The organism is Branchiibius cervicis, from assembly GCF_042661605.1.
In the GTDB taxonomy this organism is placed as follows: Bacteria; Actinomycetota; Actinomycetes; order Actinomycetales; family Dermatophilaceae; genus Branchiibius; species Branchiibius cervicis.
Window position 1 is genome coordinate 3092712 of record NZ_JBHSWJ010000002.1, and the last position, 23340, is coordinate 3116051.

General features: G+C 66.9%; 25 protein-coding genes. 11 read left to right on the forward strand and 14 right to left on the reverse strand.

Annotated features, from left to right (window positions below; all coding sequences use genetic code 11):
• The first annotated feature begins 72 nt into the window (after positions 1 to 72).
• From ACFQBT_RS16005 to ACFQBT_RS16015, 3 genes are all read left to right on the forward strand, one after another.
• On the forward strand, positions 73 to 1833 hold the full coding sequence (locus tag ACFQBT_RS16005) for an oleate hydratase (protein ID WP_377824183.1): 1761 nt from the start codon (positions 73 to 75) through the stop codon (positions 1831 to 1833).
• Positions 1834 to 2167: 334 nt separating this feature from the next.
• Complete coding sequence (locus tag ACFQBT_RS16010; protein ID WP_377824185.1) at positions 2168 to 4213, forward strand: hypothetical protein; 2046 nt, start codon at positions 2168 to 2170, stop codon at positions 4211 to 4213.
• A gap of 1 nt (position 4214) precedes the next feature.
• Positions 4215 to 5420, forward strand: a complete 1206-nt coding sequence (locus ACFQBT_RS16015) for a S53 family peptidase (RefSeq protein ID WP_377824187.1) — start codon at positions 4215 to 4217, stop codon at positions 5418 to 5420.
• Positions 5421 to 5426: 6 nt separating this feature from the next.
• On the opposite strand, the gene ACFQBT_RS16020 is transcribed toward ACFQBT_RS16015, so the two are convergent.
• The 6 genes from ACFQBT_RS16020 to ACFQBT_RS16045 form a co-directional block, all read right to left on the reverse strand.
• Complete coding sequence (locus ACFQBT_RS16020; protein ID WP_377824189.1) at positions 5427 to 6209, reverse strand: hypothetical protein; 783 nt, start codon at positions 6207 to 6209, stop codon at positions 5427 to 5429.
• Positions 6210 to 6314: 105 nt separating this feature from the next.
• On the reverse strand, positions 6315 to 7118 hold the full coding sequence (locus ACFQBT_RS16025; protein ID WP_377824191.1) for an HTD2 family dehydratase: 804 nt from the start codon (positions 7116 to 7118) through the stop codon (positions 6315 to 6317).
• Positions 7115 to 8392: a CaiB/BaiF CoA transferase family protein gene (locus tag ACFQBT_RS16030; protein WP_377824193.1), complete on the reverse strand. Its 1278-nt coding sequence runs from the start codon at positions 8390 to 8392 to the stop codon at positions 7115 to 7117. The genes ACFQBT_RS16025 and ACFQBT_RS16030 overlap by 4 nt, the downstream gene beginning before the upstream one ends.
• Positions 8283 to 9143, reverse strand: a complete 861-nt coding sequence (locus tag ACFQBT_RS16035) for an HpcH/HpaI aldolase/citrate lyase family protein (RefSeq protein WP_377824195.1) — start codon at positions 9141 to 9143, stop codon at positions 8283 to 8285. Before ACFQBT_RS16035 ends, ACFQBT_RS16030 begins: the two co-directional genes overlap by 110 nt.
• Before the next feature lie 29 nt (positions 9144 to 9172).
• Entirely contained in the window at positions 9173 to 10345 is a 1173-nt protein-coding gene (locus tag ACFQBT_RS16040) for an acyl-CoA dehydrogenase family protein (RefSeq protein ID WP_377824197.1), read from the reverse strand.
• The gene (locus ACFQBT_RS16045) at positions 10338 to 11783 is read right to left on the reverse strand and encodes an MFS transporter (RefSeq protein ID WP_377824198.1); all 1446 of its coding nucleotides are present in this window, start codon (positions 11781 to 11783) and stop codon (positions 10338 to 10340) included. Before ACFQBT_RS16045 ends, ACFQBT_RS16040 begins: the two co-directional genes overlap by 8 nt.
• A gap of 115 nt (positions 11784 to 11898) precedes the next feature.
• On the opposite strand from ACFQBT_RS16045, the gene ACFQBT_RS16050 reads away from it, so the two are divergent.
• Entirely contained in the window at positions 11899 to 12873 is a 975-nt protein-coding gene (locus ACFQBT_RS16050; RefSeq protein ID WP_377824200.1) for a LysR family transcriptional regulator, read from the forward strand.
• Here the strand turns inward: ACFQBT_RS16050 and ACFQBT_RS16055 are convergent.
• Together ACFQBT_RS16055 and ACFQBT_RS16060 are read right to left on the reverse strand one after the other, a co-directional pair.
• Positions 12821 to 13447: an NAD(P)H-dependent flavin oxidoreductase gene (locus ACFQBT_RS16055; protein WP_377824202.1), complete on the reverse strand. Its 627-nt coding sequence runs from the start codon at positions 13445 to 13447 to the stop codon at positions 12821 to 12823. The genes ACFQBT_RS16050 and ACFQBT_RS16055 overlap by 53 nt on opposite strands.
• Positions 13360 to 13803 carry an NAD(P)H-dependent flavin oxidoreductase gene (locus ACFQBT_RS16060; protein ID WP_377824204.1) on the reverse strand — a complete coding sequence of 148 codons (444 nt, stop codon included), beginning with the start codon at positions 13801 to 13803 and terminating at the stop codon, positions 13360 to 13362. Before ACFQBT_RS16060 ends, ACFQBT_RS16055 begins: the two co-directional genes overlap by 88 nt.
• Before the next feature lie 124 nt (positions 13804 to 13927).
• Here ACFQBT_RS16060 and ACFQBT_RS16065 point away from each other — a divergent pair, with 124 nt between their 5' ends.
• The gene (locus tag ACFQBT_RS16065; protein ID WP_377824205.1) at positions 13928 to 14593 is read left to right on the forward strand and encodes an NIPSNAP family protein; all 666 of its coding nucleotides are present in this window, start codon (positions 13928 to 13930) and stop codon (positions 14591 to 14593) included.
• A 33-nt stretch (positions 14594 to 14626) separates the two neighbouring features.
• On the opposite strand, the gene ACFQBT_RS16070 is transcribed toward ACFQBT_RS16065, so the two are convergent.
• Positions 14627 to 14956 carry a nucleoside triphosphate pyrophosphohydrolase family protein gene (locus ACFQBT_RS16070; protein ID WP_377824207.1) on the reverse strand — a complete coding sequence of 110 codons (330 nt, stop codon included), beginning with the start codon at positions 14954 to 14956 and terminating at the stop codon, positions 14627 to 14629.
• A 91-nt stretch (positions 14957 to 15047) separates the two neighbouring features.
• On the opposite strand from ACFQBT_RS16070, the gene ACFQBT_RS16075 reads away from it, so the two are divergent.
• Positions 15048 to 15773: a tetratricopeptide repeat protein gene (locus tag ACFQBT_RS16075; RefSeq protein WP_377824208.1), complete on the forward strand. Its 726-nt coding sequence runs from the start codon at positions 15048 to 15050 to the stop codon at positions 15771 to 15773.
• Positions 15770 to 16159 carry a nuclear transport factor 2 family protein gene (locus ACFQBT_RS16080; protein ID WP_377824210.1) on the forward strand — a complete coding sequence of 130 codons (390 nt, stop codon included), beginning with the start codon at positions 15770 to 15772 and terminating at the stop codon, positions 16157 to 16159. The genes ACFQBT_RS16075 and ACFQBT_RS16080 overlap by 4 nt, the downstream gene beginning before the upstream one ends.
• Here ACFQBT_RS16080 and ACFQBT_RS16085 read toward each other — a convergent pair.
• The 3 genes from ACFQBT_RS16085 to ACFQBT_RS16095 form a co-directional block, all read right to left on the reverse strand.
• Complete coding sequence (locus ACFQBT_RS16085; protein ID WP_377824212.1) at positions 16107 to 16991, reverse strand: aspartyl protease family protein; 885 nt, start codon at positions 16989 to 16991, stop codon at positions 16107 to 16109. The two genes, ACFQBT_RS16080 and ACFQBT_RS16085, sit on opposite strands and share 53 nt — an antisense overlap.
• Positions 16992 to 17097: 106 nt before the next feature.
• Positions 17098 to 17295, reverse strand: a complete 198-nt coding sequence (locus ACFQBT_RS16090; protein ID WP_377824214.1) for a hypothetical protein — start codon at positions 17293 to 17295, stop codon at positions 17098 to 17100.
• A 123-nt stretch (positions 17296 to 17418) separates the two neighbouring features.
• Complete coding sequence (locus ACFQBT_RS16095; protein WP_377824216.1) at positions 17419 to 18309, reverse strand: LysR family transcriptional regulator; 891 nt, start codon at positions 18307 to 18309, stop codon at positions 17419 to 17421.
• 71 nt (positions 18310 to 18380) lie between these two features.
• On the opposite strand from ACFQBT_RS16095, the gene ACFQBT_RS16100 reads away from it, so the two are divergent.
• From ACFQBT_RS16100 to ACFQBT_RS16115, 4 genes are all read left to right on the forward strand, one after another.
• Positions 18381 to 18926 (forward strand): hypothetical protein, encoded by a 546-nt coding sequence (locus ACFQBT_RS16100; protein ID WP_377824218.1) that lies wholly within the window; start codon positions 18381 to 18383, stop codon positions 18924 to 18926.
• Positions 18926 to 19531: a thiamine pyrophosphate-dependent enzyme gene (locus ACFQBT_RS16105; protein WP_377824220.1), complete on the forward strand. Its 606-nt coding sequence runs from the start codon at positions 18926 to 18928 to the stop codon at positions 19529 to 19531. Before ACFQBT_RS16100 ends, ACFQBT_RS16105 begins: the two co-directional genes overlap by 1 nt.
• A gap of 10 nt (positions 19532 to 19541) precedes the next feature.
• Entirely contained in the window at positions 19542 to 21020 is a 1479-nt protein-coding gene (locus ACFQBT_RS16110; protein WP_377824222.1) for an aldehyde dehydrogenase, read from the forward strand.
• Positions 21021 to 21108: 88 nt separating this feature from the next.
• Positions 21109 to 21489 carry a YciI family protein gene (locus ACFQBT_RS16115; RefSeq protein ID WP_377824224.1) on the forward strand — a complete coding sequence of 127 codons (381 nt, stop codon included), beginning with the start codon at positions 21109 to 21111 and terminating at the stop codon, positions 21487 to 21489.
• A 6-nt stretch (positions 21490 to 21495) separates the two neighbouring features.
• On the opposite strand, the gene ACFQBT_RS16120 is transcribed toward ACFQBT_RS16115, so the two are convergent.
• A complete protein-coding gene (locus ACFQBT_RS16120) occupies positions 21496 to 21942 on the reverse strand; it encodes a nucleoside deaminase (protein ID WP_377824226.1) in 447 nt (148 codons plus the stop codon).
• Positions 21939 to 23339, reverse strand: a complete 1401-nt coding sequence (locus tag ACFQBT_RS16125; RefSeq protein WP_377824228.1) for a purine-cytosine permease family protein — start codon at positions 23337 to 23339, stop codon at positions 21939 to 21941. The genes ACFQBT_RS16120 and ACFQBT_RS16125 overlap by 4 nt, the downstream gene beginning before the upstream one ends.
• Between the last annotated feature and the right edge of the window lies 1 nt (position 23340).

Here is a 23340-nt window from a genome sequence, read left to right on the forward strand (position 1 = left end):
GTCGAGGGTAGTTCGACAGCACCATCCCGGGAACCACTACCCAGCAGACCGACTGGCCCAAGGAGCGCGACGATGTACTACAGCAGCGGTAATTACGACGCCTTTGCCCGACCGCGGAAACCAGCTGGAGTCGACGACAAGACGGCCTGGTTCGTCGGCGCCGGCCTGGCGTCCTTGTCGGGGGCGGCGTTCCTGATCCGCGACGGACAGATGGACGGGTCCAAGATCACCATCCTGGAGGAGTTGAAGCTGCCCGGCGGCGCCCTGGACGGGATCAAAGAACCCAAGAAGGGTTTCGTGATCCGCGGCGGACGCGAAATGGAGAACCACTTCGAATGCCTCTGGGATCTGTTCCGGTCCATCCCCTCCATCGAGGTCGAGGACGCCAGCGTGCTGGACGAGTTCTACTGGCTGAACAAGGACGACCCGAACTTCTCCCTCGAGCGGGCGACCGTGAACCGGGGTGAGAGTGCGCACACCGACAACAAGTTCACGATGTCGCAGAAGGCACAGAACGAGTTGGTCAAACTCTTCATGGCCACGCGCAAGGAGATGGAGAACAAACGCATCGACGAGGTCTTCACCGACGAGTTCTTCAAGAGCAACTTCTGGCTCTACTGGCAGACCATGTTCGCCTTCGAGAAGTGGCACTCAGCGCTGGAGATGAAGCTCTACGTCCACCGGTTCATCCACCACATCAGCGGCCTGCCCGATCTGAGTGCGCTGAAATTCACCAAGTACAACCAGTACGAATCCCTGGTCCTCCCGTTGTACAAGTGGCTGCTGGACAAGGGCGTCACCTTCCACTTCAGCACGACGGTCACCGACGTCGACTTCGACCTGTCCGACCCGCAGCACAAGAAGGCGACCCGTATCCACTGGGTGAAGGAAGGCGCCGAGGGCGGTGTCGACCTCGGCGAGAACGACCTGGTCTTCATGACGATCGGCTCGCTGACGGAGAACTCCGACGAAGGAGACCAGCACACACCCGCGAAGCTCAACACCGGCCCGGCGCCCGCTTGGGACCTCTGGCGACGGATCGCGGCCAAGGACGACTCCTTCGGTCACCCGGACGTCTTCGCCGGCGATATCGAGAAGTCCAAATGGGAGTCGGCCACCGTCACCACCCTCGACCACCGCATCCCCGAGTTCATCCAGAAGATCACCAAGCGCGATCCGTTCAGCGGCAAGATCGTCACTGGCGGCATCGTGTCCGCCAAGGACTCCGCCTGGTACATGAGCTGGACGGTCAACCGGCAACCGCACTTCAAGCAGCAGCCCAAGGACCAGGTCGTGGTGTGGGTGTACGCCCTGAACACCAACACCCCGGGCGACTACACCAAGAAGTCCATCCAGGATTCCACCGGCGAGGAGATCTGCCAGGAGTGGCTCTACCACCTGGGTGTGCCGGAGTCGGACATCCCTGAGCTGGCCGCCAACGCCGCCAAGACGGTGCCGTGCATGATGCCCTACGTCACGGCCTTCTTCATGCCCCGCCAGGCCGGCGACCGACCGGACGTCGTCCCTGAGGGTTCGGTCAACTTCGCCTTCATCGGCCAGTTCTCCGAATCCAAGGAGCGCGACTGTGTCTTCACCACGGAGTACTCGGTGCGCACGCCCATGGAAGCGGTGTACACCCTGCTCGACATCGAGCGAGGTGTCCCGGAGGTGTTCGGATCGACGTACGACGTGCGTAGTCTCCTGACGGCGACCACGCGGCTGCGCGACGGAGCGCCGGTGGTCACCGGACCCAAGTTCGCTCAGCCATGGATGAAGACCAAGGTGACCAAGAACGAGGTCGGCGAGCTGCTCACCAAGTACGGCCTCATCTGATCGAACCGTTTGCCAAGGGGCGCCGCGGCCACTGGGCCGGGGCGCCCTTCGTTGCCCGGCCCGGTTACCGAACCGTGTCCGAGAAGTTTGGTGGGTTGCCTGGTCTGTGCCCCTCCTGTGTGCCAGAGTGTGGCTGCCGACACGGCGTCGGCGCAGTGCGAGCGACCTCGGGGGTCGACACGTGATCAGGATGCGACGTGCGGTGGCCGGGTCCACCGCAGCTCTCTTTGCAATTGCTGCTTTCGGCGCGAATTCCGTTGCCAGCGCGAGCAATTCGACGACCAACAGCACTCCGACAATCAGTAGGGCGGCGGCCGCGCCCAGGATCGTGCGGTTGATCACCGGCGAGACGGTGCTGCAGCGTCAGGTTGCCGGCCGTCCGGTGACCACCGTCATCCCGGCTGCCGGCGAGCGCGGCGGCATGGTGCGCATGAGCAGCCCCAAGAAGTCCTTGCTCATCCCCACAGCTGCCCTGCCCTACCTCGGCAGCGCCCTTGACCCTGCCTTGTTCGACGTTTCCAGAGTCTCCAGCGGCCTCACCGTGCACGTGAGCGGCCCGAAACTGTCGGCGGTCAGAGTCCCCGGGCTGCACGTGACCAAACGGACGTCCGCCGAGATCACCGGGACGTTCGACCGGGCCGGCAGTGCCGCGTTCGGCGCCGCTCTACGCAAGCAGGCGGCGGCCGATCGCGCAGCGCACCGCACGAGCAGCACCCTGTTCGGCGCGGCCCGGATCGGCGTGACCGCCGGGCCGGCGCACGTCGTCAAACCCGCCTTCGCACAGGTCACCACCCGGTTCACCGTCCTGGATCGCAGCGGCCGCCCGGCGCCCTTCGCCATGCTCTTCCTGCTCAACCTCGACGACCCCGAGAAGTTCACGGACGGAGTCGCGGTCATGGCCGGCCAGGCCCGAGCCAGCCTGCCGAAGGGCCGCTACAACGTATTCGCCGCGATCAGCGACGACACCTCCGACTCGGTGGTGACGCTGCCGGTCATCACCGCCAGGACGAATCTGCAGAAGTTCACCATCGACGCCCGGCGCGCGACCGCGAAGGTGTCCTTGGTCACCCCGCGGCCGACTGCCGCCGATTACGAGTTGACCTCGCTGGACCTACTGCAGACCGTGACCATCGAGAGCAACGATTGGGCCGCAGAGACCTTCACCGACAACGGCGTGCTGGAATTCGGGCGACGCGACCTGTTCATCAATCCGAGCGCGGCACCTCCCACGGGCACCCAGACACTGAGCACCGGATTCCTCTTCGGCAACGACCAGCAGTCGGCTGCGCCATATTCCTACACTGCCTCCTACCAGTCGACGGGCGCGATCTCGTCCTCCCAGCGGCACGTCGTGGGCGCCGTCGCGACCCTCGACATGAGCTACTACCGGATTGCGCGGGGTGTCGTCGACGGCATCAGCCACACACCGCTGTCCACCGGCGACGCACCCACCTCCTCGTTCGGCTGGGCAACGCCGCCGGGCGGCCGGGCGACGGACTATCTGGTGGCCGCGAGAGGCACCCTCTGGCAGGACGACTACCTCCCGTCGATGGATCCGAGCGCCACGGTGATGGCCGACGCGCAGGATGTGCCCCGTGAGCGCCTGGCCGGACGGACCTACCCGGTCGATTACCTGCGCGGACCGCTGGCACCCGGCGTACCGGTCGCCGCGACCGGTTCGGGATACCTGTGTTACTCCTGCCGCACCGACGACCAGCTGGTCGTCGGCCTCTTGCCGTTCACCGATTCGGTTCCTGGCCACTTCGGATCGATCGGACTGACCGACGGCGCCGTCACGGTCGCAGCGTTCAAGGTCTGGCAGGACGGCAAGCTCGTCGACAGCGAGACCAACGCTTCGGGTCTGATGCTCATGGCGCCCGGCCGCCAGTCGACGATCCGGACCCGGTTGGAGATGTGGTTGAGCCCGGCCGGATTCACCCGGTCCACCCACTCGATCACCGATCTGACGTTCCACACCTCCGCCAAGGACCCGCTCGCTCCGGCGTCGTGGGACTGCGGCACCGACCCGTGGGATGGACCGACCACGTGCCGCGTCCCGAGCGAGCTGACGACCTCAGTGCCATTGCCGACCGCCCTGGACAGCACGATGACCGTGGGCGCGCATCCCTTCACCTTCTCGATCGCGCCGATCCTCGGCAATGCCCCGGTCACCGCGACGATCCACATCAGCGCGGACGGCGGGCGGACGTTCACGAATGTCCCCGTGACCGCCCTGGGCAACAACCAGTTCCGGGCCGAGTTGACGAATCCGCCCAACGCAGTAGGGAAGTCAGTGACGGTCAGGGTCAGCGGCCACACCGCGGGCGGGGACTCGATCACCCAGACCACGGACTCGGCGTACGTCGTGAAGGGAGCCTGAGATGCATCGCACCGTGCGCGGGTTGTTGGTCCCGCTGCTGGCTCTCGCCCTGGCCGGGCTGGGCGTGTTCGGCCCCGAACCGGCCACCGCCACCCCCACCCCGTTGCCCGCGAGCGGGACCGCCCGGGCCGCGTGCACCGCGGTCCCTGCGGGCAAGGTCCGCTGCCTGGCCCAGTACCGCACCTCGACCTCGGGACGGCGCACGAACCTGCCCCAGGTGATCCAGACGCTCGGCCCGTCCCAGATCGCCTCGGCGTACGGGCTGCGCGGCGGCGCGGTCGGGGTCACCGTGGCGGTCGTCGGAGCGTTCAGCAACCCGAACCTGGAGAAGGACCTCGCGGTCTATCGCAAACAGTCCGGGTTGGCATCGTGCACGACCAAGAACCGCTGCTTACGTATCGTCAACCAACGGGGAGCGACCGGTCCGTTGCCGCAGCCCGATCCGGACTGGGGTCTGGAAGCAGCCCTGGACGTGGACGCCGTCTCCGCCGCGTGTCCCGCCTGCAAGATCCTCGTGGTGGAGGCCGACGACAACAACGACGTGTCACTGGCCGCCGCCGTCAACACCGCGGTCCGCCTCAAGGCGGCCGTCGTGTCCAACAGTTACGGCGGGCCCGAGTACACCGCGGTCCCCTCCCTGGCCGCCCGCTACTACCGTCACCCGGGCGTGCCGATCGTCGCCTCCTCCGGTGACGACGGGTTCCAGCCGGCCAGTTTCCCGGCCAGCTCCACGACGGTGATCTCCGTCGGAGGCACGTCGCTGACCCGCAACGTGCGCAGCGCCCGGGGCTGGAGCGAGTCCGCGTGGGAGGACGGCGGCAGCGGCTGTTCGGCGTGGTTCGCCAAACCGTCCTATCAGACCCGGGCGCTGGACCATTGCCCGATGCGCACCAGCACCGATGTGTCAGCGGTAGGCGACCCGTACAGCAACTTCGCCGTCTACGACACGTTCGGCACGCCGACCGATTGGCTGCTTGTCGGCGGGACCAGCCTGTCCGCGCCGTTGGTCGCAGGGATGATCGCCCGGGCCGGCCATGCGAAGTCCTACGGCACCACCGCCGGGCGGATCTACCGGCACCGCTCGTGGTTCCACGACATCAGGTCGGGCAGCAACGGCTACTGCGGCGGCGACTACCTGTGCACGGCCAAGAAAGGCTACGACGCCCCGACCGGAGTCGGGACGCCGCGCACCTTGGCCGGACTGTAGGACCGGCTACTTCGACCACACGATCGGATCGTCGCGGTACTTGTTGTCGGAGTAGTTCTCGTAGTTCCACCGACTGTCGTCGTAGGTCGCCCCGGTGACCTCGTCCCCCGAGGGCGCCAGCACGATCGTGCAACCGGTGGCGGTGGCACCCACCGGGATGGTGAGGTTGTCGCCGCTGCCGGTGGCTTTGAAGCTCTTGCTGTCACACGGCCCCAACTGGCCGAAGACGATCAGGCTCTGCGCCTCGGAGCCGTCCTTCAGGGTGCCGTCGACGCTGGGCACGCTGACGCCGAGGTTCGAGGCGCCCTTGGTGGACAACAACTTGGCGTTGACGGTGATGTAGTACGGCGTCTGCCCCTTGAACTTGGCGGCGTTCTCCAGCTTGGAAAGGTCGGCCTCCGAGCCCTTCTCGATCTTTGCGACGCTCAGCTCGATGGTCGTCTCGTAGTACTTGGGGTCCTTCGGGTCATCACCGCGGTTGGTGTGGATGACGGCTGCCTGGCCCACCTTCAGCTTGGTCCCCGGCGGGGTGACGGTGCCCGGCGTACCTTCGGTCGCACCGCCGGCGGCCGACGTGCTCGGCGCTTCGCCACCAGCGGACGTGCTCGATGACTGCGACGCCGAACTGGTCGGCGAGTCCGACGTGGTCGGGGCGGCGCTGCTGGAGGAGGTGGTCGAGGTCCCACCGCTCGGCGCGGAGACACTGACACTGCTGCCGCAGGCGGCCAGCCCGAGCACCGCGGAGGCGGCGCCGACGGCGATCAGTGGGCGGTGGATCGGGATGCGCATGGAGTCCCCTTCGGACGTTTGCTGATCGGGTATGTCCCGATACAAACAGAGACACCCAGCGAATTCACAGCCAGCAGGTGTCGGGAGTTCTCCCCTCCCGCCCGCTCACTCCTGCCGGAATGTCCCCATGGCCGTGACCCGCCCGTGCCGGTCGCGCACCTGCCTCGAGCCCGGTTCGGCGCCGGGTCCGACGATGAGGCCCTGGAAGTCGCAGAGCGGGGAGACCAGCCGGTAATCGCACACGGTTCCCACGGCGGTTCCGGTCCCCGCCCGGCGAGCGCTTTCAGCCATCATCAGTGCCTGCAACGGACCATGGGTCAGCAGACCCGGATAGCCCTCGACCTGCGTCGCGTATTCACGGTCGTAGTGGATCCGGTGTCCGTTGTAGGTCAGCGCGGAGAAGCGGAACAGCAGCGGTGGGTTGATCTCCAACTCCCATTCGTCGCCGGCCACGGGCTGATCGTCGCCGATGTGCTCTACCGGCCCGGTTGCCACCATGTCCCGGTAGACGACGTCCTGGCGTTCATCGACGCACAGCACCCCGTCTTGGGTGATCCGGTGGCGGACGCTGACGAAGGTCAATCGTCCACTGCGACCGTGCTTTTCGACCGTGTCGATGATTTCGGTACGTCGTGTGGCCACCTGGCCGAGTCGCAGCGGCTCCATGGTGCGCACCTGGCCGCCCGCCCACATCCTGCGCCGCCCCGGCTCCGGTGGGGCGGGCAGGACGCCGCGTAACGGGTGACCATCCGGGCCGAGATCGGCCTGAGCGGGTCGATCGAGCAGGTACACCCAATGCCACATCATCGGCAACGCGTCGTGCGGTTGCTCGACCCCGATGAGTCCGGCGAGCGCCTCGGCCGGCCCGGCAACCAGGACTTCGGACCTCTCGATGACCTCCTCGCTCATGCGACGACCGTTGACACCGGAGCGAATTCAGCGCGCAACGACTCGTTGTGCGACCCCAACGAGGGTACGTCGCCCATCGCCGGGGCGGCGTCGGACAGAACGACGGGCGGCAGCAACGCATCGATCGCGTGACCGCCGGGGGTCATGACACTGCGCCAGCGGTCGCGGGCCTGCAGCTGGGGGTGCTGGCGGAACTGAGCGGGGGTGCGCATGCGGGCACAGGCGATCCCGACCTGGTCCAGCCGCGTCACGAGATCATCGGCGTCGTACGCCGCGAAGGCATTTTCCAGCAGTGCCGTCACGTCGGCGTCGTGCTCGACGCGCTCGGTGTTGTGCACGAAGCGGGGGTCCTCGATGAGCGATTCGTCGCCAATAACACTGCGACACAGTCCTGCCCACTCCCGGTCGTTCTGCACGCTGAGGAAGACCGTGTTGCCGTCGCCGGCGCGGTAAGGACCGTACGGGGCAATGGAGGCGTGCTTCGCGCCCGTGCGGATCGTGGGCCGCTCGCCGTACACCGCGTAGTAGGTCGGCTGCATCATCCACTCGCCCAACGCGTCCAGCATGGCCACCTCGACGGTGGCTCCCTCACCGGTGCGGAAGCGGCGCAGCAGGGCGGACAGGATCCCCGAGTAGGCGTACATCCCCGTGGCAATGTCGGCCACCGAGACACCGACCTTGGCCGGTTCGTCGGGGGTTCCGGTCGTGCTGAGCAGCCCGGCTTCACACTGCACCAGCAGGTCGTAGGCCTTCTTGGACCGGAACGGTCCGTCGGGTCCGTAGCCGGAGATGGAGCAGTAGACCAGTTCGGGCCGTGCAGCCCGGAGCGTGCCGGCATCCAGACCCAGGCGCTCGACTGCGCCGGGGATGAGGTTCTGCACCACGACGTCCGCATTGGCGATCATTTCGTCGAGCACCGCCCGGTCGGCCACATCCTTGATGTCGAGCTCGATGGACTCCTTACCCCGGTTCAGCCAGACGAAATAGCTGGAGTCACCGTGCACGGTGCGGTCGTACTCGCGGGCGAAGTCACCTACGTCCGGCCGCTCGACCTTGATGACGCGAGCACCGAGATCGGCCAGTTGCCTGGTCGCGAAGGGAGCGGCGACCGCTTGCTCGAGGAGACCACGGTGATGCCGTCCAGGGGAAGCATGTCGGTCCTTCCTACAGATCGTTGATCGCGTGACGTTGCAGGATCCGGCGGGCGCGCAGCACGACGGGTCGGTCGACCATCTGGCCGTCCACCTGCAGAGCCGTGGACAGGTCGTCCTCATCGAGCCGTTCGACACCGCCGATCGCGTGCGCGATGCGCAACGCCCAATCCAACTGCTCGGCCGACGGCGCGAAACCGACGTTGACGGGCACGACCTGCGAGGGGTGGATGCACAGCTTGCCGCCGAAGCCCAGTGCCCGGGCGGCCGCCGCGTCGCGACCGGCCTGCTCCGGGTCCTTCACCGCGGTGCTCACACCGTCTATGGGGCCGGTGAGTCCAGCAGCACGGGATGCCAAGACCAAGGAGCTGCGGGCGAACAGCATTGCCTCCCAGGTCTCTTCAGCGTCTACATCCACGGCGAAGTCGATCGACCCGAAGGCCAGAGCCACGACCCCGTCGGATCGTGCGATCCGGTCGGCCTCCTGCAGCCCGACCGCCGACTCGACCAGCGCGATAACGGGCAGATCGTCGCCCAGGTCTTGACGCGCCGTACGCACACCCTCGACCGTGGCCTTGGGGACCATGACCCCCAGCGCCCCGGAACCTTTGATGGCCTCCACGTCCTCGACGTACGCCGAACTGCCCGGGGCGTTGACCCGCACCCACGCGTCGCGCCCGTCGCCGACCCATTCCCGCACGGCCTGTCGGGCCGCCGGCTTCGTGGCCACGGACACCGCGTCCTCCAGGTCGAGGATGACCTGGTGGGCTCCTGCCGCGTGCGCCTTGGCGAAGCGCTCGGGCCGGTCGCCCGGGACGAACAGCCAGGAGGATGAGGCATCTACCGGGGCAGCGCGTCCCGTTCGGGGTTCCATCACGTCAGTCTGCATGCGCGGGTGCCTGTTCAGCGCGCTACCGGGTTGCGTTTGATCAGTTGGCGGGCGATCACACCACGCTGGATCTCGTTGGTGCCTTCACCCACGATCATCAGCGGTGCATCGCGGAAGTAGCGCTCCACATCGAACTCCGTGGAGTAGCCGTAGCCGCCGTGCACGCGGATCGCATCCAGCGCGACCTTCATCGCGGTCTCGGAGGCGAACAGCTTGGCCATGCCGGCTTCCATGTCGGCGCGCTGACCGGTGTCGTAGCGGCGCGCGGCGTACTGCACGAGCTGGCGGGCGGCGGTCAACTGAGTCGCCATGTCCGCCAGCAGGTTTCCGACCGACTGGTGCTGCCAGATCTGCTTGCCGAAGCTCTCCCGCTCCTGGGCATAGCGCACGGCGTCCTCCAGGGCGGCCTGGCCCACGCCGAGCGCGCGGGAGGCGACCTGGATGCGACCGATCTCCAGACCGCGCATCATCTGCGAGAAGCCCTTGCCCTCGACGCCGCCGAGCAGGCTGGTCTGCGGGGTGCGGAAGTCACTGAAGCTCAGCTCGCAACTCTCGACGCCTTTGTAACCGAGCTTGGGCAGGTCACGGGAGACCTCGAAGCCGGGGCCGTGCTCGATCAGCAGGATGCTGATGCCCTTGTGCGCGGGGACCGCGTCGGGGTCGGTGCGGCACAGCAGCGCGATCAGCTGCGAGCGCCGGGCGTTGGTGATCCAGGTCTTGCCGCCGTTGACGACGTAGTCGTCGCCGTCCTTGCGGGCGGTGGTGCGCATGGCCTGTAGGTCCGAGCCGCCGCCCGGCTCGGTCAGGGCCATCGTCGCCCGGATCTCACCGGTCGCCATCTTCGGCAGGTAGCGGTCCTGCTGCTCCTGGGTGCCGTAGTTCAGCAGCAGTTTGGCGACCACGCTGTGGCCACCCATCGCGCCGGCCAGGCTCATCCAGCCGCGGGCCAGCTCCTCGGTGACAGCCGCGTAGCACGGCACGGAGACGCCGGCGTCGTTCCACGGCTCGGGGATGGCCAGGCCGTAGATCCCCATCTGCTTCATCTGCTCGATGAGGTCCTCGGGGTAGGTGTTGGAATGCTCCAACTCCTGCACGACCGGCTTGACCTCGGCGTCGACCCAGTCGTGGACCAGCTTGACGATGGCGGATTCTTCGGCGTTCAGCTCGTAGGCGTTCAACTCAGACATGGGTGGTCTCCTTCTGCTCCGTTCCATCCTGCGGCGTGATATCAGTTGCTGTCGAATGCTGATTCGTGATGATCTCATCACCGTCGGCCACGATGGGGTCCTGCGCCTCGAGGGTCGAGCGGCGCGAGGTCTCCGGGATCAACAGGATCGCGACCAGCGTCAGCGCGACACAGCCGATCACCCAGTAGAAGAAGGCCGACTCATGACCGGCGTTCTTCAGGGAGAGCGCCACCGTCTCGGTGGTGCCACCGAAGACCGCCGCGACCAGCGCGTGCGGGACACCCACACCGATCGCCCGGATCTTGGTCGGGAAGAGCTCCGCCTTCACGATCGCCGCCAGAGCGGTGTAGCCGGACAGGAAGACCAGGCCGATCATCATGCCGCCGAAGGCCACCCAGCCGCTGTGCGTATGGCCGATGACGGTGAAGATCGGGACGGTCGTGATCATGATGCCCAGAGCGAAGAAGAGCATCACCGGTTTGCGGCCGAAGCGGTCGGAAACCATGCCGGTCACCGGCTGCAGGAACATGAAGAGGAAAAGGGCACAGAAGCTGACGACTGACGCGGTGCTCTTGGGCAGGCCGGCCGTGTTGACCATGTATTTGGTCAGGTACGTCGTGAACGTGTAGAACGCGACGGTGCCACCGATGGCGAGGGCGAAGACCGCCGCCATCTGCTTCGGGTATTCGGTCAGCAGCGACTTCAGGCCGCGCTTTTCGATCTGCTCACCCTCCTTGAAGCTGGCCGCCTTGTGCTCTTCCTTCTGCGCCTGGTCGGCCTTGAAGTGGTCGGTCTCGTCCATGGTCCGCCGCAGGTAGAGCACCACGAAGCCGAGGATCGCGCCGACGACGAAGGGGATCCGCCAGGCCCAGGCAGAAATCACCGAGTCGCTGAAGAACTGCTGCATCACGATCAGGACGACAAGTGCCAGCAACTGACCCAGGACGATCGAGACGTACTGGAAACTGGAGAAGAAGCCGCGCCGGCTCGGGGTGGCGATCTCGCTCAGATACGTTGCGCTGGAGCCGAACTCACCGCCAACCGACAGACCCTGCACCAACCGGACGATCAGCAACAGGATGGGAGCGGCCAGGCCGATCGTCGCGTACCCCGGGATGAGGGCGATCGCGAGAGAGCCACCGCTCATCATCGTGACGGACAAGGTGAGGGCCGCCCGCCGGCCCCGCCAATCGGCGTACGCCCCGAGGAGCCAGCCGCCCAGCGGGCGCATCAGGAAACCGACGGCGAAGACGGCCGAGGAGGCGAGCAGCTGCGCTGTGGGGTTCTCGCCGGGGAAGAAGCTGGCGGCGAAGTAGAGGCTGAACGTCGCGTAGACGAACCAGTCGAACCATTCCACCGTGTTGCCGAGGCAACCACGGATGACATTCGCCGCGACACCGTGTCGGCGGGGCGCGATCGCGGGGGTCTGCGCGGTCATGAGGTGCTCCTTCTGGCGGGGTTGTGAGCCATGCCACACATCATGCGCTGTGATCCAGGGCACCATGTAATACTCATTCGTGATGCTTTGATAGCGGCCGCTCATGGAGGCAGGCGTGGACCTGAAACAACTCACCGCTCTGGTGACCGTCAGCGAGGTCGGCAGCGTGACGAAGGCGGCTCAGCTCCTGCACATCGTCCAACCGGCGGTGACACGTCAGATCCGTTCTCTGGAAGAGGAATTCGGAGTAACCCTCTTCGAGCGCAGCCGTCAGGGCATGACGCTGACCGCAGAGGGCGAGGCACTCGTGACTCGGGCCCGGCGGGCTTTGCAAGAGCTGGATCGGGCTCGGGCTGAGCTGCGACCCACACCGACATCGGTGCGGGGCATCGTGACCATCGGGATGCTGGAGAGCACCCTGGACCTGCTGGCGCAGCCGGTGTCGGACGCGGTACGGGAGCACTATCCGGATGTCGAATTGCGTTTGCTGTCGGCATATTCGGGCTATCTGCAGCAGTGGCTGGACAACGGCGACGTCGACCTCTCGCTGCTCTACAACCTGGCCTCGACACCAGCCATCTCGGTGTCGCCCCTGGTCAGCGAACCGCTGTGGGCGGTCGCGCCGGCATCGGAGAAACTGCGTGCGGACCGGCCGATCCCGTGGTCACAGGTGTGGCAGCAGGATCTCGTGCTCCCGGTGGCCGGGCACGGCCTGCGGGTGCTGATCGACCAGGCGCGCGCGGCCTCCGACGCCGATCCGCACGTCACGATGCAGACCAACTCGATGCAGGTGCAGAAGCAACTGGTGGTGGGCGGGTACGGCTGGACCGTGTTGCCCGCGGCCGGCGTCGCCGGCGAGTTGAGCGGCGGGCGGTTGAGCGCCGCTCCCCTGGTCGAGCCGGAGATCAAGCGGGCCATGGTGCTGGGTCTGCAACGGGGCGGACGGGTCCCCCGCACGTGGAGGCCGTCGCCGCGGAGGTGGTGCGCGCCGTACGCCGAGTGGTCCGGGACGGTTCCTGGCCCAGCGCCGAGTTGGCTTAGGCCACCGGCTCGGCGGCCCAGCGCGCGGTCAGTTCGTCTCTGGCCGTGAGGTATTCGGCACGTAGTCGGTCGACCAACTCCCTGGCGGTCGTCGTCGTCTCGATCACGCCGATCCCCTGACCGGAGCCCCAGATATCCCGCCAGGCTTTGGCATCGTCCCCGCCCGTCCCGAAGCTCATCGCCGACGGGTCGGAGGTGGGCAGGTTGTCCGGGTCCAAACCGGCGGCCTCGATACTGCCGCGCAGGTAGTTGCCGTGGACGCCGGTGAAGAGGTTGCTGTAGACGATGTCGCCGGCACCGGAGTCGACGATCATCTGGCGGTACCCGTCAGCGACGTTCGCTTCACGGGTGGACAGGAACGCCGAGCCGACGTAGGCGAAGTCGGCGCCGACGGCTTGGGCAGCCAGTACCGAGCGGCCGTGCGCGATGGCACCCGACAACAGGAGCGGGCCGTCGAACCAGCTGCGGATCTCCCGGATCAACGCGAACGGCGAGAGAGTCCCGGCATGTCCGCCGGCCCCGGCCGCCACCGCGATCAAGCCGTCGGCTCCCTTCTCGATTGCCTTGTGCGCGAAGGCATTGTTGATGACGTCGTGCAGGACGATCCCGCCGTAGGAATGCACCGCCTCGTTGATCTCGGGGCGGGCGCCGAGGATGTGATCACGATCGGGACCTGGTGCTCCACGATGGTGGCCATGTCCTGCTCGAGCCGGTCGTTGGAGCGGTGCACGATCTGGTTGACCGCGAAGGGCGCGACGATTGCGTCCGGATTGGCCTTTTGAAAGGCGTTGCAACGTTCAGTGATCTCGTCCAGCCAGTCACCCAGCAGGCTCGCCGGGCGGGCGTTGAGCGCCGGGAAGGAGCCGATGATGCCGGAGGTGCACTGGGCCACCACCAGGTCCGGGCCGGAGGCGATGAACATCGGCGAGGCGACCACCGGCACCGACAGTGGACCGGACAGGACGGGTGGTAGCGCCATGATCATTCCTCCGAACAGCGGTTGTGGTGACTGTACAAAAGCCCGGTGCGGGCGGCACGCTCGACCCGAACGTTCCGCACTGGTCCAACCCTCGCCGACCTGAACATCACATCAGGAGAAGCCAATGGACACGCCACCCGTCATCACCGGAGACGACGTCAGCCCCGCACAGCAGGCGCTGCGCTACGAGCTGACGACGCTTGCCTTTCGCCTGCCTGATGCGGATCGGGCCACGGCGGGCATCGAGCCGTGGGTGGGTGCCTCCGACGCCGAGGGCCGGCTGCTGGGCTGTTGGGAGGGCGAGAACGGACCACTGGGACGTGTCTACGTCCTGCGTGGCTTCGACGACGACGCGCAACTGGCACGTGAGCGCGAGCGGGCTGCCCACAGTCGCGCGCCGTTCGGCGCCGGCGACCATCTCACAGACCTGACCATGAACGGCTACGCCCCGTTCCCCTTCATGCCGCCGGTCGTGACCGGCGCGTTCGGCTCGGTCTATGAGATCCGGGACTACCACCTGGTCCCCGGCGGGCTGCCGGCGACGATCGACGGCTGGCGGCAAGCGTTGCCCGGACGACATGTGGTGGACCCCGTCACGGTCGTCATGTACGCGCTCGACGGACCGGCCCGGATCGTGCACATCTGGCCGTTCTCCGGCTTGGACGAGCGGGTCGCGATCCGCCGCCGCCTCTACGCCGAGGGCGCGTGGCCACCGCCGGGCGGACCGGAGCACATCGCCGAAGCGGTCTCGATGATCGCCTGGCCGCTGCCCGGATCACCCTTGCACTGAAGGCCGTCGACGGTGGTGACCTCCTGGCATCGCTCAGCGGTTGTCTCCTGATCCTCCGATCACGGCTCTGCGCTGGCGGTCGGCCAGCTTGTCGATGTTCTTCTGCGCCACATCGCTGAGCGACAGACCCAGGAAGTTCGCCAGAACTGTGGTGTACCACAGGACGTCCCCTAGTTCGGCGGCCATGTCGTCGCGGTCCAATTGAGCGAGATCACCGCCCTTGTCGCGCACCAGTTTCTTGACCTTCTCGGCAATCTCGCCAGCTTCCCCGACCAGCCCCAGCACCAAGTGCATGAACTCGTCCGGAGCGTCCTTGTCCCGCGCCGTTCGCATCGCCGCGCGCTGGTACTCATCGCAATCCACGACGCAAACGGTAGCGACCGGGACCTCAACCCCGGTCACACCGTGGCCACGGCACGCGTGCCCTACGGCACGCGTTGTCTACGCTCGAGTCGTGGAGGAGAGCCTGCGCCGATTGTGGGATTTCGCTGACGCGGCCGGTAGCGAGCCGCGGTTCCGGCAAGCAGCCCAGCGGGCCGAGGATTCCGGGATCGCGATGACCCAGGTGGCCCGTGCACTCGGACTGCAGCGACGTTTCGACGAAGCCAACGCGGTGCTCGACGGGTTGCCCCAGACCGACCCGGAGGTCGTCGTACGCATCGGGCTGGAGCGTGGCCGGATCGCTCGGGATTGCGGCCAGCCGGATGTCGCCCGAGAGCATTTTGAGTCGGCCATCGCCAGGGCCCGCAGCAACGGCCTGGATGAGCCGCTGGTCGACGGCCTGCACATGCTCGCTCTGGTGAGTGACGGTTCGGAGCGGGACGATCTGCACCACCAAGCGCTCGAACTCGCCCATGCGTCGGCGGATCCGGCCGCGCGGCGCTGGGAGGCGTCCATCCTGAACAACATGGGTGTGGATCGCGCCGACGCCGGGGACTTCGCAGGAGCACTGGAACTCTTCGAGGCGGCACTGGCGGCTCGGCGTACCGACGGTTCCGACCTGCCCAGGGTCGGGGTCGCACGATGGATGGTGGCCTGGGCGTTGCGCAACCTGGGGCGGACCGCAGAGGCGCTGGAGTGGCAACGCGACCTCAAGGCGGACCTGCTGGCCGGGGGCTTGTCCGACCCGTACGTTGACGAGGAGATCGCCATCCTCGAGTCGAACGGGAGTCCATCATGAGCGCCAATCACCCTGCGGCCATCCAGGCGTGGCACGCCCTGGTCCGCGACCCTGACAAGGGACGGTTGCGCAGTCTGCTCGCCGACGACGTCGTCTTTCGGTCACCCGCCGTGCACACGCCGCAGGCGGGCGTCGACCTGACCCAGGCCTATCTGTGGGCGGCGGTGCAGGTGCTGGGACCGACCCTGACCTACCGCCACGAGTGGTACGACGATCGGTCGGCTGTGCTGCGCTTCTCGGCGACCGTCGACGGACTTGAGATCGATGGTGTGGACATCATCACCTGGAATGACGATGACCTCATCACCGAATTCACCGTCATGACGAGGCCGTTCAAGGGTTTGCAGGCACTGATTCAAGCGATGGGTGCTGCGCTGTCGAGATAGTCGAATCATCGATCGGCCGCAGCCGCAGTGTGCCGTCCCGGGTGTCGTAGGTCTGCACCCACTGGTCGAGGAAATCCGTCCCGATCAGACCCGGAATCGCGATGTCCTGGAACATCACGGTGGGTGCTTGCTGGATGGCTCGCGGATCCGCAGCAAGGTGGAGGCTCTCCCGGAGCTCAATGAACCGACGTACGTAACTGTGACCCGTTTCGTCGACGCCTTCTAGGACCCGGATCGGCTCGGTTCCAGCGGCACCGCACGCGGCGAGCATCGTGTCGTTCAGAATGGTCGCGGCCGATCCGGTGTCGATCTCCACCTCGACCAGAGTGCCGTCCGGCAAGATCAGGTCAACCCACATGTCAACCGCAGGGCCGTCCCGGTGGACTCGGACGGGCACGACCACATCCTGCGCATCACGCAACTCATCACCGAGAACGAGCGATTTTCGTGCCGGGTCGATCGTCAACGGCAGCGCTCCCAGCACATCGAGGCCGAGGATACCGTCGACATCGCCGTCACTGCCAAGGTCGAATACGCCAGCTTCAGTTGGCGCGATCACCTCAGCACCAATCGAGAATCCGGGCAAGTCCGCCAGGGGCACCTCGATTGATTGCCCTGACATTCGCTGCCCGACGTAGGTCTTGCCGGAAGGCGCCAACCCCCACCGCTGCGCGAGACTGGGCGAGATCACCGACATTCCGATCCCGGTATCCACGATGAACCGCCCCCTGAGACCGGCACCGAGATCCGCTTCTATCCGACGAAAGTGCCCCAACTCCTCGAAGGGGATCGTCGCCATGCCGAAGACCCTAACGATCGACGTCCGGTTCATGCACCCTTGATAATCGACGAAACCACCACAAGTCGCCCTCGCCATCGGCACCCCCGCCCCGATACGTGACGAAACCGCCACGAGTTCTCGTAGGGCGGCGGGCGGCCTATCGCCTGGTTCGGCCTTCCGGCTCCACGACCTGCGTTCGATGGATCATCCACACGGTCTGCGGCCACCCGGCGACATCGCCATCTTCGCGGCGCAGCTCCGTGAACCCTTGCCTGCGGAAGAAGCTCGCAGCGCGGTCGTTGCCGTCGACGTACTCCTGGCCGGCGAAAATCACCGCAACGTTGTTTTCGGCCACGCGCGCAACCTACCGTCGGCCGCTGGTTCCCGCACCGGGTCGAGAGTCCCTGTCTTGCGCGCGTACGCCGACCGCGGACTCCGGCACGGGGTCGAGAGTCCCTCTATTGCGGGACTCCGCTAGCTATTGCCGGGCCAGGTCCTTCAACGCCGCCACCATCGGTGCGACCATCGGCGCCCGACCCGCCGGCGGCGCTGTCACCGCGAACAAGGTGCGCGCGGGGGCGCCCCTCACGCGGCGTACGTGCACGCCGGGAGTCGGGTGGCACGCCGTACGGGGAATCAAGGCAACGGCCATCCCGGCTGCCACCAGGGACAGCGCCACCTCGTACGACTCGCTCTGATAGGCCACCCGCGGCTCGAAGCCCGCCTCGCGTGCCAACGCATCCAGCTGCGTGCGATGCCGCCGCCCGGGCTCCCCGCTGACCCAGTCCTCCTGCGCCAACGCCGCCAACGTCGCGGGCCCGGACGACCCGGCCAGCTGGTGATCATCAGGTACGGCGACCATCAGCGGATCGCGGATCAACCGGTGCAACTGGACCACGTCCGCGAACAGGGGCTCGGCGTACTCCGCCACCACCGCAACATCGAACTCGTCTTGACGTACCCCGACCAGCCCTGCCTCCGAACCGATTTCGACCACGGACGGCTCAACCGAAGGATGCCGTAGCCGCACGTTCGCCAAAGCATCCGCGACCAGCGGACGGACCGTCGATGCCAGCGCACCCACCCGAAGCCGCTGCGAGCGTTGCCCGAGGTAGGTCTCCGCTCGCGCCTGCGCCCGCCCCACCAGGGTCGCGACCTGTGCGCCTTGCTCGGCAATCAACCCGCCCAGCTCGGTCAGCGAAGCACCCCGCGGCCCGCGCACCACCAACGGCGCACCGACTCTCGACTCCAACCGGGCGACCCGCTGCGTGACCGCCGCCGGGCTGATTCCCTCTGCCTGAGCTACTGCGGCGAGGCTGCCGCTGGCCGCAATGGCGTGCAGCAACTCCAGATCCGGCGCAGTGAGCATTAAGCAATCTTAATGCCAAGTGCACTCAAACGGTCTTCTCTTAACTCCGGCCACGCCGCGAAACTCGATGCATGACCGTGACAGACCAGACCTATCTCGCCGGCGCCAGCTGGCAGGACACCGTCTCCCGCGTGCTGCGGGAGGGCGGTATCCGGCAGATCGCCTACGTCCCGGACGCCGGCCACGCCGTCGCCATCCGCGACGCCATCGCAGACCCGGACATGATCGACGTCGTCTGCACCACCGAGGAAGAAGGCGTCGCGGTCGTCAGCGGCGCCTGGCTCGGCGGCCAGCGCGCGGCCCTGCTCATGCAGAGCAGCGGCGTCGGCAACTGCGTGAACGTGTTCTCCCTGCTGACCATGGGCGGCTTCCCGTTCCTGACCCTGGTGACCATGCGCGGTGAGTACGCCGAGTTCAACCCCTGGCAGGCACCGATGGGTCTGGCCACGCAGCAGGCCCTCGAACTCATGGGCATCACCGTCTACCGCGTCGACGACCCCGCGGACGTCGAGGAGACGGTCAGCGCGGCTCTCGACACCGCCTTCCTGGCCGGCGGCCGCGTCGCGGTCCTGCTCGGCCAACGACTGATCGGACGCAAGAAGTGGGAGCGCAACTGATGACCGCAACCCTGACCGAGACCACCACCCGCATCGACCGCCGCGCGTTCGTCACCGACCTGGTGAGCCAATTGCCCGACGGCGTCCTGATCGTCACCGGCCTCGGCTCCCCCAGCTACGACGTGTTCGCCTCCGGGTACCGCCCGCGCACCTTCCACCTGTGGGGTGCGATGGGTGCCGCCGTACCGATGGGCCTGGGTTTGGCTCTGGCGCAACCGGATACGCCGGTCGCTGTGATCACCGGCGACGGTGAGCAGCTGATGGGGGTCGGAGCCCTGGGCACGGTGGCGGTGCAGGCACCGCCCAACCTGACGATCGTCGTCCTCGACAACGGGCACTTCGGCGAGACCGGCATGCAGCGCAGCCACGCCGGGCTGACCACCGACTTGACCGCCGTCGCCCGGGGCTTCGGAATCGCCGATGCCGCGACCATCTCGTCCGCCGATGAGGCCAGCACGCTCGCCGAGTTGATCACGGCCAATTCGGGTACGGCGTTCCGCCGGGTCCTCATCGACGTCACCGAGCCGCCGCGTGCGTTGCCGCCCCGCGACGGGGTGGCCAACAAGAACGCCGTGCGCACCGCCCTCGGCTTCGAAACGTTCTGAGGAGACACGCATGTACGACGTCCCGATGTTCATCGACGGCGCAGAGCACCGCGCGGTCGACGGTGCGTGGTTCGACAGTGAGGACCCCTACACCGGCAAACCGTGGGCGCAGGTGGCCCAGGGCGGCGCCGCGGACGTCGATCTTGCTGTCGCCACCGCGAACGCTGCACTGGAGGCCGATGCGTGGGGCGGCCTGACCGCGACCGCACGCGGTGCACTGCTGGTGCGCCTGGCGGACGTCATTGCCGAGCATGCTGACGAACTGGCCGCCCTGGAGGTCAACGACAACGGCAAACTGCTGGCCGAGATGGCCGGTCAGGTCGCGTATGTGCCGCAATGGTTCCGCTACTACGGAGGCCTCGCCGACAAGATCGAGGGCCGGGTGCTGCCGATCGACAAGCCCGGCTATTTCGCCTACACCCGGCGCGAACCGGTCGGCGTCACCGCGATCATCACCCCCTGGAACTCACCCCTGCTGCTGCTCGCGTGGAAACTGGCTCCGGCATTGGCCGCTGGCTGCACCGTGGTGGTCAAGCCGTCTGAATTCACCTCTGCGTCAACGGTGGCGCTCGCTCGGCTGCTGCACGAGGCGGGGCTGCCCAAGGGTGTCTTCAACGTCGTGACCGGCTTCGGCAAGGACGTCGGCGCACCGCTCGTTGAGCACCCGGACGTGGCCAAGGTGTCCTTCACCGGGTCCGACGCGACCGGCCGGTCGATCGGAGCCTCCGCCGGCCAGGGGATCAAGCACGTCGCCCTCGAACTGGGCGGCAAGTCCCCCAACATCGTCTTCGCCGACGCTGACCTGATCTCAGCAGCGAACGGAGTCGTGTCGGGTATCTTCGCCGCCACAGGGCAGACCTGTATCGCGGGCTCGAGGCTGCTGGTCCAGCGCGAGATCCACGACGAATTGGTCTCTCGCGTCGTCGAACTCGCCGGTACGGCGCGCATGGGCGATCCCCGGTCCCCCGACACCCAGGTGGGTCCGATCACGACCCGCCCCCAGTACCAGAAGGTGTTGTCCTACCTCGACGTCGCTCGCGAGGACGGTGCCCAGGTGGCCCTCGGTGGCGGACCTGCCGATCCGGCGGACGTCGGTGACGGCTGGTTCGTGCGGCCCACCATCTTCACCGGCGTCCGCAACGACATGCGGATCGCCCAGGAGGAAGTGTTCGGACCGGTCCTGGCGGTCATCCCGTTCGAGGATGAGGCGGATGCGGTCCGCATTGCCAACGACTCGGCGTACGGGCTGGGGGCAGGGGTCTGGACCTCGGACATGGGGAGGGCGTTGCGGATGGCGGACGCGATCAAAGCCGGCACGGTCTGGGTCAACACGTATCGTGCGGTCAGCTTCATGGCGCCGTTCGGCGGTTACAAGTCCTCCGGGGTCGGCCGGGAGAACGGCGCCGAGGCCATCGAGGAATACCTGGAGACCAAGACGGTCTGGATCAACAGCGGCGCCCCGGTGGGCAACCCCTTCGTGCTGAAGTAGTCCCTGGTCAACTGTCGTATCCGCGTGGCACCGTTCGTTGACAGGGTGACGGCAGCCGCACCGGGCGGCGCCACGGAAGGAGCCCGTGATGGCCAACTACCTGATTGCGTTCAACGACGAGTGGGTGCCCGACCAGACATCTGAGCAGCTGGTCGCCAAGGGCGCGGCCAGCATGGCCGTGCTGGAGGAGATGAAGCAGCAGGGTGTCTTCGTCTTCGCCGACGGCGGCATCGACGCCGCCACGGCGATCTGCAGCGTGGAACTCAAGGACGGTGAGCCGGTCTTCAGCGACGGTCCCTACGCCGAGACCAAGGAGCACCTCGGCGGCTTCACGGTGATCGACGTACCTGACGATGAAGCGGCACGCTACTGGGCCGGTCGCCTGGCGCGAGCCCTCGATTGGCCCCAGGAGGTGCACCGCTTCCCCAGCGGCATACAGGAGATCACCGAGCGGCACGGCCGGGACTGAGGACGGTTACCCGACGCCGATGTCCTCGTTCCACAGATCCGGGTAGGCCGCGATGAAGTCGGTCATCATCGCCAAGCACTCCGGATCATCCAGGACGACGACCTCCACGCCGTTCTCGGCCAGCCAGTCGTGGCCCCCGACGAACGTATGCGCTTCCCCGATCACGACCCGGGAGATGCCGAACTGGCGGACCAGGCCGCTGCAGAACCAGCACGGAGACAGCGTGGTCGCCATGGTGGTGCCGCGGTAGCTGCGCTGCCGGCCGGCATTGCGGAAGGCGTCGGTCTCGCCGTGAACGGACGGGTCGTCGTCCTGCACCCGCCGGTTGTGGCCGCGCCCGAGCAGGGTGCCATCAGCCGCGAAAAGGGCTGCGCCGATGGGTATCCCGCCCTCTTCAAGTCCGGCCAACGCCTCCTGGCGAGCAACGGCGAGCATTTCCTGGTCCGTGGTCATCGGACCAGTGTGCGCGACGATGCCGGCAGCACCTTGCGCAGCCCGGCGTACACCGCGGCCGCGAGAAGGAATCCGACCAGGTAGGTGACGTCGCCGACCTGCGGGTGCGCCGAGGGGATCGGCCCGGTGTAGTTGCTCTGGTTGGAGAAGAGCCACACCGAAACCACGATCCCCACCAACATGGCGATAGGGCCGGCCCAGTTGGTCCAGGTGCGGTCCTGTGCGATGGCGGCGAAGTCGGCGCCTTGATTCAGCCAGCGATCCATGAGTACGACGCCCAACCAGGGGCCGATCCAGTAGGCGATGATGAGAAGGAAGTTCTCGTAGTTCTCCCCTGCATTGCCCATCCCGGCCAGCGCCAGCAGGAAGCCCAGGATGCCGAATCCGACGGCGACGAACGCCCGGGCCCGGTGCAGGCTGGTGCGGAAACCGATCGCGAGCGCTGACATCGCACCGGAGTAGATGTTCAACGCGTTGGCACAGATGGCACCGACGGCGATGCACAGCAGGGTGAGCTTGCCCAACCAGGTCGGTAGCAGGCTGGTGTAGACGCCCGGATCGACGTCAGCGGCCTTTCCCGCGGCAGACACCATTGCCGCACCGGCAGATTCGAGCACCACACAGGAGATGAGGATGCCGAGGCCGGCGAACAGGCCCGCTCGCGGGCCGTTGCCCGGTTGCTGGTAGCGCGTGTAGTCACTGGCGTAGGGGTTCCATCCGCAGGCGTAGCCGAACGAGGCGCCGGTCATCAGCAGGAAGGCGCCCACGGTCGGCGTACCTCCGGTGCCCACACTCGGATGGGACTTGCTGAACACGATCACCGCACCCATAGCGAAGACGATCGCGAGTACCGGGAAGGCGGCCCGCTCGAACGCGTGCACCAAGTTGTGCCCGAGGAAGGCCACCCCCAGTTGCAGGAGCACGACGATCAGCAGGCACAGCCATTTCGGCAACGCACTGACCAACGCGTTCAGGGCAAGCGCGCCGCTGATGCTGTTGACCGCGAACCAGCCGATTCCCGCGACGACGGCGTTGAGCCCGGCCGGCAGAATGTTGCCGAGGAAGCCGAAACCCGTGCGGGACAGGACCATCTGGCACAGACCCGACTGCGGACCCCACGAGGACAGGACGGCGTGGGTCAGCGAGCCCAGCGCCGTACCCAGAACGATCGCGGCGATCGTCTGCCACAGGTTCAGGCCCCAGAAGAGCGGGCCCAGGATCCCGACACCGATCGTCGCGAACTCCATGTTCGGGGACATCCAGGTCCAGAACAGATCGATCGGCCGACCGTGACGCTGGTCCAGAGGGATGACGTCGACCCCGCCGGGCTCGATCGCCAGCACGCGATGGCCATAGTCCTCGGCTTCGATCGGGTTGACTTCGAGTTCGGCACTCATG